We start from the raw sequence: 12,900 nt of genomic DNA on the forward strand, positions 1-12,900 counted from the left end.
GTATCATTGTTGCCGAAGCTGAGACGGTCTCGATGCCGTCGCTGAGACCGTCTTGAGCACGGCGTTGTTCTCGGAGACGTCGTGGACCCTGACTGCGTCAGCCCCACGTTCAGCGGCCAGCGCTGTCGTGGCCAGGGTCGGCGGCAGCCTGTCCGCACCTGCGTCGCTCATATCGGCAAACATCGACTTCCGAGAATGCCCGACCAGCACCGGACAGCCGAGCGCGTGGAACTCGTGGAGTCGGTCGACGAGTTCGAACGATTCGGCGGCGTTCTTCCCGAAACCACAGCCGGGGTCGACGATAATCTGCTCGCGGTCGATGCCGGCTTGCTCGGCGAGCAGGATCTGTTCTGTGAGGTCTCGAAGCACGTCGTCGACGACGTCGTCGTAGGTCACAGTTCGACCTGGGTCCACTGGCGCGGACAGGCTATGCATCAGGATGACGGACGCGTCGTGGTCGGCAACCACGAACCGCATCTCGGGGTCCGACAGTCCCGACACGTCGTTGACGATGTCGGCACCGGCGTCCAGCGCCGCGTCAGCGACCGCGGCTTTTCGGGTATCTACGGAGACGGTGGTATTGAGCGAGGACACGGCCTCGATAACGGGTACTACGCGGTCGATCTCTGTTTCGACGGCCACGGGGTCAGCCCCGGGACGCGTGCTCTCGCCGCCGATGTCGACGATGTCCGCCCCGGACTCGATCATCTGTTCCGCGTGACTGACCGCGAGGTCGCGACGGTTGTACTCGCCGCCGTCGTAGAAACTGTCCGGCGTGACGTTGAGAATACCCATCACGGCCGCCTCTTCCCTGTCGAACGGCGGCGGGAACGACCTGTCAGACAGCGTGCCTTCGAGTTGCGTGGCGAGCCGACCGAGCCCCAGCCCTGTCGAAGCCAGTCTGTCAGTGAGCTGTTGAAACTGTCGCGGCGTTCCCGACAGCGTCGTGTCGACGAGCTTCTCCGGCATCCCGACAGCCGAACGGGTACAGGTGCCGCCGCAGTCCTCGAACGCCTGTTTGACGACGCCTGCCTGGTCGCGCCGCAGCGTGACCGAAAGCATCTGCTGGTGGATTTCTGGTTCACTTCCTGATCCAGCGGTCCCGCCCGCCGACGGCTGCTGGAGCGTCTCTGTCGGAACGACCAGCCGACTCCAGCGGTCCCGAGCCTCGGCAACTGCGTAGAGAGACCCGGCCACGAGTACGAAGTCGTCCGCGCCGGCCGTGGCTACCGCTCGTTCGGTGGCTTCCGGAACGGACTCGACCTGCTGTACCTGGGCTGCCTGCCCCTCGAACGCGGCAGCGAGCGATCCAGTGCTCGCGGCTCGGTCGACTTCCGGTCGCGCGGCGAACGCCGTCTCGACGGCCGGAAGCGTCGCAATCATTCGTTCGTACTCCTTGTCCTGCATCGCGGCGAAGACTACGTGGAGGTCGTCGTACTCGTATCGCTCTATGAGTGTTGTCAGCGTCTCCATCGCGCCGGGGTTGTGTGAGCCATCGAGAACCACCATCGGGTCGGTCGACCGGATCTCGAACCGCCCCGGCAGCGTCGCGGCCCGCAGCCCCTCGGATATGGTTTCGGTGTCCTCGTCGATGAGTTGTCGGGCCAGCGTCGCGGCGACGCCGGCGTTCTCCGCCTGATGCTGTCCGAGCAGTTTGAGGTTCGATTCGAGCGCCCAGTCCGGCCCCGTGAGGGAGATGCGGTTCTCGACGGCCGAGCGCATGCCGTTTTCGACGGCGGTGACGTCAGCCCCCTCACCACCGACGGTGATGGTGTCGGTAATCCCCTGGATCGCATCAAGGGCAGCGCCGGTCGTTCCCGTCACGAGTGGGGCGTCCCGCGGCGCGACCTGTGCTTTGTCGCGGGCGATCTTCTCGACCGTGTCGCCGAGCAGGTCGGTGTGTTCTAAACTGATACTGGTGACGGCGCTTGCGACGGGATCGACCGCGCTCGTGGCGTCGTACCGGCCGCCGATACCGACTTCCAGAACTGCCACATCGACGTCTTCGACATCGAAATGATAGAGCGCAAGCGCGGTGAGTACCTCGAAATGCGTCGGCTTGTCGTCCTCGGCGGCCAGGCGGTCGATACATGGCTCGATCTGTTCGACGAACTCCGTCACCCGCTCTTTGGGTATCCGGCCGCCGTTGACCGTGACTTGCTCCCGAAAGCCGTTCAATCCCGGCGAAGTGAACAGGCCGACGTCCAGCCCGGCGGCTCTGATCACGCTCTCGGTCATCTGGGCGGTGCTTCCCTTTCCGTTCGACCCGGCGATCTGCACGCTGTCGAAACTGTTGTCCGGGTCACCGAGATGTGCGAGCATCCGCGCCGTCGTATCGGTCCCCAACTTGGGCCGACGGCGTTGTAGCGACTGCAGGTAGTCCGCCGACTCGTGGTACTCCATACCATAATTGGGCGGCGGCGGCCTGATTAATTTATCGCCAGAGGGTTCTGCGTCGATAGCACGTAACGAGGTGGAGCACCCTCTTCAGGCCGAAACCCACGAGAAACTCCTCAATGGCGGCCCGGAAACCGTGATCGAGTCATTTCGTAGATCCCGACGTCGCTGCCGCTGCCGTCCGGACTGCTGCTGGGCCACGGAACCAATCTCGTAAGCCGAGATACATGATGTGGCTTACGCGGTCCGTAACGGCGTCTCGAACACATCCTATCCCGATAGTATCAGGTTCACTAACATTATTACGACGGTGTAGGGAAGGGCTAGTCGAGATGTCTTCACAGGATGAGCAATCCGCGACCGAAGAGACGCAGGAGCCGATTCCTACGGACTACGATATCGCCCAGTCGACCGAGATGGAACCGATCTGGGAACTGGTAGAGCCGTGGGGACTCGGCCTCGACGACCTCCAGTACTTCGGCGAATACACCGCGAAAGTCAAACAACACGCCATCGAGCGCCTCCGTGAACAGGCGGAAGACAAGGAGCAGAACCTCGTCCTGGTAACCGGGATGACCCCGACGCCGAAAGGCGAGGGGAAGACGGTAACGACCGTCGGCCTCGGACAGACGCTCAACCACGTCGGCGAGGAAGCGATGATCGCCATCCGGGAACCGTCGCTTGGCCCGGTGTTCGGCGTCAAAGGCGGCGCAGCAGGCGGCGGCCGGTCGCAGGTCCTTCCGATGGAGGACATCAACCTCCACTTCACCGGCGACCTCCACGCGCTCACCTCTGCACACAACCTCATCGCCGCGATGCTCGACGCGAAGATCTCGCAGGGTGACGACCTGAACATCGACATCAACAACGTCTCCTGGCCGCGCGCTATCGACATGAACGACCGCGCGCTCCGGGAGACCGTCGTCGGCCTCGGCGGGAAAACCGGTGGGACGCCACGGGAGGACAGCTTCCTCCTTACCGCCGCCTCAGAACTGATGGCGGTGCTGTGCCTGGCGAGTGACCTGGGCGACCTCAAAGAGCGAGTCAGTCGCATCATCGTCGCCTACGACGAGGACGGCGACCCGGTCACGGTCGAAGATATCGAAGCGACCGGCCCAGCAACCATGCTACTCCGGGACGCGATCAAGCCGAACGTCGTCCAGACCATCGAGGGGACGCCGGCGCTGGTCCACGGCGGGCCGTTCGCGAACATCGCCCACGGGACGAACTCGCTCGTCGCCGACAAGACTGCCTTCGGCATGGGCGACTACCTCGTCACCGAGGCTGGTTTCGGCTCCGACCTCGGGGCCGAGAAGTTCATGGACGTGGTCTGTCGCAAGGGCGATATGACGCCGAACGCCGTCGTGCTGGTGGCGTCGGTCCGCGCGCTCAAATACCACGGCCTCGACCAGTGGCCGGTCGACTACGACGAAATCGACGAGGCCGGCGTCGAAGCCGTCGAAGCGGGCTTCTCGAACCTCGACAAGCACGCGACGAACCTCCAGAAGTTCGGCGTCCCGGTCGTCGTCTCCGTCAACCGCTTCCCGGACGACACCGACGAGGAGATTCAGGCCATCTTGGACCACTGCCGTGAGGACCTCGGGGTCAGAGCGGCTGAGTCGAACGTGTTCTCCGACGGCAGCGAGGGCGGCGTCGACCTCGCGGAGAACGTCATCGAGGCAACCGAGGAGAGCAACGAGGAGGACTTCCGGATGCTGTACGACGACGAGGACAGCATCAAGGAGAAGATCCACACCGTCGCGACCGAGATTTACGGCGCTGACGACGTGAAATACACCGGCGGCGCGCTCGACGACATCGAGCAGATGAACGAGCTCGATTTCGACGACTACCCGGTCGTCATGTCCAAGACGTTCCACTCGCTGAGCGACGACGCGAGCCAGAAGGGCGCGCCAGAGGGCTGGGAACTCGAAATCAGCGAAGTGTACCCGTCTGCCGGAGCTGGCTTCCTGGTCGCTCTCACGGCCGACGCGCTCACGATGCCTGGCCTGCCGGCCCGACCGGCTGCCGCCGACATGGACATCGACGAAGACGGTAACATTTCGGGGCTGTTCTGACGAACCGGCCTCGCGTCCCAGCTCCTGTGGCTCGTCCGCTCGATTTTTAACGGATGCCGCTCGGCGTTCGACGAGGTGACGACGCTCACCGCTCCGCGTTTGCGACCGCTTCGTCGAGCGCCGCTTTGCCGGCCGCTTCTGCCTCGTCTGCCCGCTGTTTCATCGCTGCCACGAATGATTCGTCGTCGATCATGTCGAGATTGGCCCGGACAGTCGCGACGGACGCCTGTAGCGCCGCCGCCGCGAGCAGCGCCCCGACGGCCGCGTCCGGGACAGCGACCGGCGTCCCCTTCGCAGTCACCGTGCGGGCGTGCTCAACGACGTCGAGACAGACCTCGGCCGTCTCCAGTGGCACTTCCGTCGAACGTTTCGAAGCCACCTGAATCCGGTCGTCGTCCCCGGACTCGATTGCGGCCCCGACCGCGTCGACCGTGGCTGCGTCCTCGTCGGCGAGGGCAAGCAGCCGTTCTCGCCGGTCGGCCAGCGTGTCACCAACCTCGCTTAGTTCATCAGCCGCTGCCTCGGACCCATCTGTGCCGGCGGTGTGGATACAGACCATCTCACAGAGCGCCGCGCCCATCGCGCCGCCGACGGCCGCGACCGCACCGCCGCTCGGGGTCACCTGGTCCGACGCGACGTCGTCGAGAAACTCACTGATAGGCTGGTCCGCGAACGTCATCTGTCGGGCTCAACCCCAGTCGGCTCTGGTGATTGACTGTCCATACCACGGCACTCTCGCCCCACTCGCCTAATGATTTCCCTGAAGGTATTCGCCCTCCGCGTGGGCCGTTCCGTCACAAAGGCTATGACCGGACTCTGTCAAGACGCTGTATGGCGTCTTCGTTCGAAATCGTCCAGCCAGCGACGGTACCGACAGAGCAGTTCAACACCTGTGAGACAGAGGTCCGGAAGCTCACGGACCCGCTCGGCTGTACGGAGATGCGGGTGAATCAGGTCATCGTCGAACCGGGATCGGTGACGACACCGCACACGCACGACGGCCAGGAGGAGGTGTTCGTCGCGACGACCGGCGGCCAGATAGCCGTCGAGGGTGACCTCCACGATGTCCCCGAGGGCGGGATCGTCCGCGTCCACCCGGACACGGTCCGGAATCTCTGTAACCACACGGACGAGACACACACTTGGCTCGCTTTCGGCGCGCCGCCCGTGGGAACTGTCGAGAACTTCGGGGACTACGTCGTCAAAGAATGAGCCGAGGCGGCCAGCCCGTCAACCAAGTCCGCACACGGAACGGCTGCCCGTCTCAGCCCCCGTCTCCCAGCGCGTCGTTCAACTCCGGCACGACCTCGTGGAGGTCGCCGACGACGGCGTAGTCGGCCTTCTGCATGATGGCCGCCTCCGGGTCGGTGTTGATAGCCAGGATGTTGTCCGCACCCTTACAGCCCACCATGTGCTGCACCGCACCGCTGATACCGCAGGCGACGTAGAGGTCCGGGCTGATCTTCGTGCCCGTCTGTCCGATCTGGTCGTTGTGCGGTCGCCAGCCCTCGTTGACGGCGGCCCGCGACGCGCCGACGGTTCCGCCGAGGCTATCGGCCAGCGTCTCCAGTTTGTCGTAATCCTCCGGACCACCGACACCGCGCCCGCCGCCGACGACGACGCGGGCCTCGCCGAGCGACACACCGGTCTCGTCGGACTCCTCGACTCGGTCGACACTGACCCGGAACGCGCTCTCGTCGAGCGACGGCTCGAACGGCTGGACCGTCGACTCAACTGTCTCTGTCGCCGTCTCCGGCGAAAACTCGTGTTCCGCCGCAGTCACCAGTTTCGTGTCACTGTCAAGGCGTGTGTGTTCGACGAGGCTACCACCCCATCGCTGGCGCGACAGTTCGTACACGTCGCCGGCCTCGACGTCGAGACAGTTGGCCGCCATCGGCAGGTCGCGCCTGGCACCGACGTGGGCTAGCACCTCCTGTCCGCGGTCAGTCCCCGGGGCGACGACTGCGTCCGGGTCCGTGGCGTCGAGCAACTGCGCGATACTCTCCGCCCAGGCCTCGGGTGCGTACGTGTCAAGCCGCTCGTCACCGACGTGGTGGAGCGTCTCTACGCCGTAGTCACCGAGTTTCTCCCCGAGCGCCGCCGATTCTGCGCCGAACGCGACGGCTTCGAGCGCCGCGTCGGTCGCCGTCGCCAGTTCACGGGCCAGCGTGAGCGCCTCCAGCGAGGGCTCTTCGGGACTTCCGCCCGCATGTTCGACGAGGCTCAGTATCACAGTCAGATCACCTCCAGGTCGTCGCGGAGCAGGTCGACGACTGCGGGTACGGCGTCCGATCCATCGCCGAGCACCTCGGCCGAGCCCTCCGTGCTCTCCGGCGCTTCCAACCGGACTTTCTCGATACCCCCGTCGAACTCGCTGGCGACCGGAGTCTGCCGTTCGATAGACTGCTTGCGCGCCTGCATCTTGGCACGCATCGAGGCGTAGCGTGGTTCGTTGAGCCCCTCCTTCACGCCGACGGCCGCTGGCAGGTCGAGTTCGTACACCTCGGTCCCGCCGGTCACGTCGCGTTCGGCGACGGCTGTCCCGTCCTCAATCGTCAGGTCTGACACGCCCGCGACGAACGGCACGTCCAGCCGCTCGGCGACGCGAACCCCGACCTGGTGGTTCGCCACGTCGGCCGATTCGTTCCCGAACAGGAGGAGGTCGAACTCCGGATCGGTGCCGGCGTCGCCGCTGAGGGCGTCCGCGAGCGCGGCCGCCGTTTCGCGAGGCCGCCACTCCTCCCCGTCGGTTTCCAGCAGCGTCGCCTCGCCGGCCGTCATCGCGAGCCCGGTCCGGAGCTGTTCGTCGGCGTCCACCGATCCGAGCGACATCACGGTGGCCGTCCCGTCGTGGTCGTCGGCCACCTGAATGGCCTCCTCGACGGCGCACTCCTCGTGGGGCGATATCGTGAACCCCAGATGGCTCGTGTCTATCTCCTGTTCGTCGTCGGTCAGTGTGAGCTTCGCGCCGGTGTCCGGCACGCGTTTGATGCAGGCTACGGTGTCCATGTCGTGTCTCCGTCGTTCGATTGCAGTCGGTTCACTGGCTGTGCTAGCTCCTGATGCGCTCGTTCTCCGGGTTGAACAGGGGCCGGCTCCCGACGACCTCGACGGTCACCGGATACTGCTGGCCCATGTACTCGACCTGGAGGCTCTGCCCTTCCTCGGCGTGGGACTGCGGGAGGTACGCCATGAGGAGGTGCTTGCCAACGCTCGGGCCGGTCCCGGCGCTGGTGACGTACGACCGACGACCCTCGTCGTCGACCAGAACGTCCCCGTTCTCATCGAGGACCGGTTCGTTCCCGAGCATGAAGCGGCGCTCGCCGCCCTCTGGCGCGTGGTCGTCAACGGACAGCGTACATAGCGTGGCCGTATTCTCCTCGTCGATAGCCTCTGCGTAGGCTTCCTTCCCGATGAAATCGGCGTCCTTGACACCGTGGAAGGTCAGCCCCGCTTCCGCCGGGTTGTACTCCAGTTCGAGTTCGTGCCCGAACAGCCGGTACCCCTTCTCCAGGCGGCCGGTCGTCCCGTAGACGCCCATGCCGGCCGGCCGGACATTGTGGTCCTGGCCGGCCTCCCAGAGCACGTCCCAGAGCCGGCGGCCCTGACCCATCGGAGCGTAGATCTCCCAGCCCTGCTCGCCGATGTAGGAGAGCCGCATCGCCCACGCGTCTACCTCGCCGACCGTGATTTCCTGTGCCGTGTACGGCTCGAACGCGTCGTGGGACATGTCTTCCTCGGTGACGCCCTCCACCATATCGCGGGCGTTCGGTCCCCAGACGCCCAGCGTGCACAGCGACTCGGAGCGGTCGATCATCGTCACGTCGGCGTCGTCCGGGATGTGGCCGCCGAACCAGGCCCGGTCGGACCCGCCCGCCGCGCCGCCGGTGACGACTCGGTAGTGCTTGGGGCCGAGTCGGGCGATTGTCAGGTCCGAAACGAAGCCGCCGTTTTCGGCGAGAATCGGCGTGTACACGGTCTTGCCGACGTCGACGTCGATGCGGCCCACGGCCATCCGTTCGAGGTAGTCGACGACGTCCGACCCGCGGAAGTCGAAGATGCTGAAGCCCATGTCGCCGATCATCGAGACGTGCTCGCGGGTGTGGAGATGCTCCGCGAGGATGACCGGCGACCACCACCGCGAGTCCCACTCGTTCGGCCGCCGGAACTCGGCGAGTTCGTCCTCGTACCGGTCCAGCAGGTCGCTGTTCGACTCGTACCACTGCGGCCGTTCCCAGCCGGCCGCCTCGAAGAACTCCGCGTCGAGGTCGGCCTGCTTCTCGTAGAACGGGCTCGTCCGAAGCTCTCTCGCGGACTGGTACTGCTCGGCCGGGTGGACGATATCGTATATCTTCTGGAACCCTTCGCTGGCCCGGTCTTTGACGAACGAGCGGGAGTTCCCGTACTCGTAAAAGCGGTTCACGTCGGCCCCGTGGAGGTCGATATCCGACCAGCCACGCGTCATCCACTGGGCGACCGCCTCGCCGATGGCCGGGGCCTCCTTGATCCAGATCGCGGCACACGACCAGAGCCCGTCGACGTCCTGCAGCGGGCCCAGCAGCGGCGCACCGTCGGGGGTCTGCGAGAGCAGACCGTCGATTTCGTGACGGATGCCGGCCTCGGGGTCGTCGAGGAGTTCCGGGACGATCTCCAGCGCGTCGGCCATCGACTGCTCGAACGCGTCGTCGGTCAGCGGCGGCTGTGTCGGGGACAGCGGCGCTTCGTCGATGGACGGTATGTCTTCGACGTCCCAGAGTATCGGCCGGTGTTGATACGACCCGACTTCGAGGTCGTTCCCGTGCTGGCGCTCGTACATCTGGGTGTCCATGTCGCGGACGACCGGGAACGAGATTTCGCCCTCGTAGTCCTCGAAGAAGGAAATCGGACCGACGCTGACCATCTGGTGCACCGCCGGCGTCAGCGGGATCTCGACGCCGGCCATCTCGGCGAGCTTCGGGCTCCAGAGCCCGGCCGCGATGACCACCTCGTCGGCCGTGATGGTCCCGCGGTCGGTCTCGACCGCCTGTATCGACCCGTCTTCGACGTGAAGGTCGAGCACTTCGGTGTTGGGCGAGACGTGCAGGCCACCCTCGGTGTACTCGTCCGCCCGCGCTCGCATCACTTCACCGGCCCGGAGCGGGTCACACGTCCCGGCGCCGGTGCTGTAAAACCCTGCCTTGACGAGGTCAGTGTTGACGTAGGGTACGAGCGCTTCGACTTCCTCGGGGGTCAACAGCTCCGCCGGTTCGCCCCACGCCTTCGCCGACTGGATTCGGCGTTTCAGTTCCTCGACCCGTGCCTCGGTGCGTGCCACTTCGATACCGCCGCTGTTGGTGAACGTGTCCATGTCCCGGTACTGCTCGATACTCCGTCGGGTGAGGTGGGTCATCTCCTTCGAGTGTTCCACCGGCATCAGGAAGTTCGAGGCGTGACCCGTCGAGCCACCGGGGTCGGGTAAGGGCCCCTTGTCCAGAATCGCGATGTCTTCTCGCCCCATCCGGGCGAGATGGTACGCGAGACTGTTTCCGACGATACCGCCACCGATGAGTACTGTCTTCGCCGCTGACGGCAGCGAGTTCGAACTCATCGCGGTCTCACCCGTATGCTGGCGGACCGAACTGTACTCTCGCCGCTCGTGGTGATAGCTCTCAACATCATCCGTTTTGAGCGTGGCCCCTTTCCGGAAAGAAGCAAGGACCACAGTTCTGCGGCGATTTATATACCACTGGGCGAAGACCGCCGGAAATCGTTCGTTGTTCAGGGAGTCAGCAGCTATAAACCCCTGTTTCTGTTCGGTAGTCGCGTCGACGGGGCCACGCTGACGTTTCAGAGTCGGAGGGACGGGCAGAATACTCATTCTGTAAAAAAACCAATGGTATGAGTTTTGTGCCGTCCGTTGGAATGGTTCCGACGCGCTCTCTGGTCGTCGTCTCAATCTCCGGATCGAACCGACATCACTCGCGCTGATAGCGGTGGGTGCTGCTTCGGTCCCGATTTCTATAGGGCGGTGCAGTTCAGGAATAGCGACAGCCCATTCAATGTCGGGCTGGCCGTCCACGGGGCCGAGAATAACAATCGTACCAACATTAGCTCACAGAGCCTATCAGTATCAGAGGGATGTTGTGAAGAAGGAACTACATAACAGTGTGGCGGCGCGTGGTCGACGATCGCCGAAGCAGTTGTGGCGCTGTTGTCGTGCCGTTTCAGTCGGCCTGCAGCGCCCGGACTGTTTGGTGCGTCGCTGCCGACACTGAACGGGCGAGTGCCGTCGCGTGCCAGTAGTCCGCAACGCTTCTATCGAGCGTAGTGGCCGATATCTCTCCCTGATGATGTGTTAACTCACGGTCAGCGGCCATGGCCTTGTGGCCGGCGTCAACGAGTACCGTCCGGACCAGTTCCGGCTGTGAACTCGATTCGAGGGCCGCGGTGAGTGCATCGTACGCGGTCTGCCTGATGTCGCGAACCGCTGTCCCATCTGATGGCCGAGCGAGTTCGTCCGCCTCCCGACGTGACTGAATGCGGTCGAGCGCTCGGAACCGGGCGATCTGGCTGTTCGCATCGACAACAGCGCTCGCGGGCCCGACGGCATCAGTGAGGCGGCTGAGACCGCTCTCCACCTCCCAGCGGAGTTCGTCCACAACCATCTGTCCCGGAGATCGCTCGTCAGCGGCCGTTTCCGGCGGCAGGTCCGCCTGCCTGTCGCGGATGTCCACAAGCAGTGTTTCTGCTGCATCTGTCAGCGTCGGCCTGACTGTCCCAGCATCGGATGGAAGCGAAGCAGCGAACCGCGCCCGCAGGTGGCGAGCGTCGTCGAGATACGCCTGTGCCGACTCGGCCGTCTCACCCCATTCGGCGACCGACAGTAACTCCGACTCTTCTCTGGGTAGGACGTCCATGTCACTGGCCCGCTCCAGTCCTGTCTCGATACGGGCGTGGACTAGCGCCGCGCGCACCGGGTCAATCCCGACGTATTCGTGCTCCTGCCGGGTTTCGTGGGCCGCAGACACGGTCCTTTCGTGCTCGTTTCGGAGCGGAGCAGCGGTACGGCCACTCTCGACAACACTCCACCCCGCAGCGGCGTAGCGGGCGTTTTCGCGAGCGCGACGCAACGACCGGAGCGCCATCAACCCGGTTCGGGCCGTCCGCGCATCGTCGAGGCCGTCTGAGGCGTCACTGGCGGCATCTGTCAGGTGCTGTCGGATGTGACCGTTCGGGATTTCTTCGGGGCCCAACGGTGTGGGAAGCGTCGCTAGCAGCGAGCGTATCCGTTCCCTCGCGGCGTCGAAATGCTCCGCTGTGATGTCGACCGGGATCGAAGGAGAGACAGGGGATTCTCGCTCTTCGTCGCGCGGGACATCGGGCAGATTGTAGGCATCGATAGTTGCCTCGCGTTCCCCACCCAGACTGTCGATACTGCTACAACCAGCGATAGCACTGGCCCCAACCAGGGCGAGCACACCACGGCGGGTCATCCGACCGGACTCCCCGCCCGTCGCGGACGTGTCGTCGGTCATGCCTGCTCACCACCAGTCTGGGTTCGGCGGTCGCTATCCGAGGCTGACCCGCCCCCGCCCTCGCCCTCGGCATCGACTCGCTGGCTGTCACAGGCGCTCCCACCGATGGAGGAGGAGTAACTGGAGATGTCGTCGGCGTTGACTGTATCGGGAATCCGGATGAACCACACCGCGTACACCTTGTTGCCTGCTGTGCAGGGTTCGTCGTAGGGGCGACTCACTCGGCCGTAGTCGGTCGAGACGCTGTTCGTCGTCCAGCTGACCTGACAGAGCGTTAGTCGAAAGCACTCCTCGATCATCACGTTCTGGACGTAGACGGTTTCCGTGTCGAAGTCAGTCTCGTCGAGGAAGGTTTCGACCAGCGAACTGTCCACGTCTCCGGCGACGGCGAGCCGGTCCGCTTTAGATTCCGTATCGATAATCTTGGACTCCAATCGATGGGAATGCTGGCTTTCGGTTGGCCGACCGTCTCCATCGTCGAGCCAGACAGGCTGCCGGTCGGCGTCAACGCGTGTGACAACTGCCGCCGGGTCGGACTCCATGCCAGCTCTCGGAGCGGTCGAGCCATCGTTTTCGGAAGCGGTGCGTGTTGATTCGTCGCTGCCCTCGAACATTCCACTACAGCCGGCCAGCATCGTCGCTAGCCCGCATGCGCTGTGGAGGAGGGTACGTCGAGTGGAGGGGACCATCGTGTAATTTCCCGCTTGTAATGTCAGGTATAAAATTCTCGTGGTAGATGGACGTTACCGAGAGCGTACCAGACATCCCGAAGAATAGATCGAGGAGCGACTTTCTATCGTATTCGGTACTTGTATATCCGCGAATTCAGGCCTTATGTAACTATATTCGGCTCTATTGGCTTATATTATACACATCCGCGGTCAAATACATCCCTGTGAGTGATGTCTTCT

The 12,900-nt window shown here is 64.2% G+C and carries 9 protein-coding genes; 2 read left to right on the forward strand and 7 right to left on the reverse strand.

All coding sequences use genetic code 11. The annotated features are described in order from the left end of the window. Positions 1-3: 3 nt before the first annotated feature. The gene (gene folP, locus ACNO8S_RS16750; RefSeq protein WP_420182942.1) at positions 4-2,403 is read right to left on the reverse strand and encodes a dihydropteroate synthase; all 2,400 of its coding nucleotides are present in this window, start codon (positions 2,401-2,403) and stop codon (positions 4-6) included. Between the two features lie 326 nt (positions 2,404-2,729). On the opposite strand from folP, the gene ACNO8S_RS16755 reads away from it, so the two are divergent. Further along, positions 2,730-4,475, forward strand: a complete 1,746-nt coding sequence (locus ACNO8S_RS16755; RefSeq protein WP_014031176.1) for a formate--tetrahydrofolate ligase — start codon at positions 2,730-2,732, stop codon at positions 4,473-4,475. Positions 4,476-4,560: 85 nt separating this feature from the next. Here ACNO8S_RS16755 and ACNO8S_RS16760 read toward each other — a convergent pair whose 3' ends face one another. Beyond that, on the reverse strand, positions 4,561-5,154 hold the full coding sequence (locus tag ACNO8S_RS16760; protein WP_064288979.1) for a cyclodeaminase/cyclohydrolase family protein: 594 nt from the start codon (positions 5,152-5,154) through the stop codon (positions 4,561-4,563). 152 nt (positions 5,155-5,306) lie between these two features. Between ACNO8S_RS16760 and ACNO8S_RS16765 the strand changes: the two genes are divergently transcribed. Beyond that, positions 5,307-5,687: a cupin domain-containing protein gene (locus ACNO8S_RS16765; RefSeq protein WP_064288978.1), complete on the forward strand. Its 381-nt coding sequence runs from the start codon at positions 5,307-5,309 to the stop codon at positions 5,685-5,687. A gap of 52 nt (positions 5,688-5,739) precedes the next feature. On the opposite strand, the gene ACNO8S_RS16770 is transcribed toward ACNO8S_RS16765, so the two are convergent. The 5 genes from ACNO8S_RS16770 to ACNO8S_RS16790 form a co-directional block, all read right to left on the reverse strand. Then, positions 5,740-6,708 (reverse strand): electron transfer flavoprotein subunit alpha/FixB family protein, encoded by a 969-nt coding sequence (locus ACNO8S_RS16770; RefSeq protein WP_014031173.1) that lies wholly within the window; start codon positions 6,706-6,708, stop codon positions 5,740-5,742. 2 nt (positions 6,709-6,710) lie between these two features. Continuing rightward, positions 6,711-7,484, reverse strand: a complete 774-nt coding sequence (locus ACNO8S_RS16775) for an electron transfer flavoprotein subunit beta/FixA family protein (RefSeq protein ID WP_420182943.1) — start codon at positions 7,482-7,484, stop codon at positions 6,711-6,713. A 43-nt stretch (positions 7,485-7,527) separates the two neighbouring features. Further along, a complete protein-coding gene (locus ACNO8S_RS16780) occupies positions 7,528-10,062 on the reverse strand; it encodes a GcvT family protein (protein WP_420182944.1) in 2,535 nt (844 codons plus the stop codon). 616 nt (positions 10,063-10,678) lie between these two features. Then, positions 10,679-11,989: a hypothetical protein gene (locus ACNO8S_RS16785; RefSeq protein ID WP_191449133.1), complete on the reverse strand. Its 1,311-nt coding sequence runs from the start codon at positions 11,987-11,989 to the stop codon at positions 10,679-10,681. Continuing rightward, positions 11,986-12,678, reverse strand: a complete 693-nt coding sequence (locus tag ACNO8S_RS16790) for a hypothetical protein (RefSeq protein ID WP_044952811.1) — start codon at positions 12,676-12,678, stop codon at positions 11,986-11,988. The genes ACNO8S_RS16785 and ACNO8S_RS16790 overlap by 4 nt, the downstream gene beginning before the upstream one ends. Positions 12,679-12,900 lie beyond the last annotated feature (222 nt).

This window comes from Haloarcula sp. KBTZ06, from assembly GCF_048595605.1.
Lineage (GTDB): Archaea > Halobacteriota > Halobacteria > Halobacteriales > Haloarculaceae > Haloarcula > Haloarcula hispanica.

Coding starts and splice junctions, on each gene's coding strand:
- ACNO8S_RS16775 (WP_420182943.1), bottom strand. CDS start 7,484: ATGGACACCGTAGCCTGCATCAAACGCGTGCCGGACACCGGCGCGAAG.
- ACNO8S_RS16755 (WP_014031176.1), top strand. CDS start 2,730: ATGTCTTCACAGGATGAGCAATCCGCGACCGAAGAGACGCAGGAGCCG.
- ACNO8S_RS16785 (WP_191449133.1), bottom strand. CDS start 11,989: ATGACCGACGACACGTCCGCGACGGGCGGGGAGTCCGGTCGGATGACC.
- ACNO8S_RS16790 (WP_044952811.1), bottom strand. CDS start 12,678: ATGGTCCCCTCCACTCGACGTACCCTCCTCCACAGCGCATGCGGGCTA.
- ACNO8S_RS16765 (WP_064288978.1), top strand. CDS start 5,307: ATGGCGTCTTCGTTCGAAATCGTCCAGCCAGCGACGGTACCGACAGAG.
- folP (WP_420182942.1), bottom strand. CDS start 2,403: ATGGAGTACCACGAGTCGGCGGACTACCTGCAGTCGCTACAACGCCGT.
- ACNO8S_RS16760 (WP_064288979.1), bottom strand. CDS start 5,154: ATGACGTTCGCGGACCAGCCTATCAGTGAGTTTCTCGACGACGTCGCG.
- ACNO8S_RS16780 (WP_420182944.1), bottom strand. CDS start 10,062: ATGAGTTCGAACTCGCTGCCGTCAGCGGCGAAGACAGTACTCATCGGT.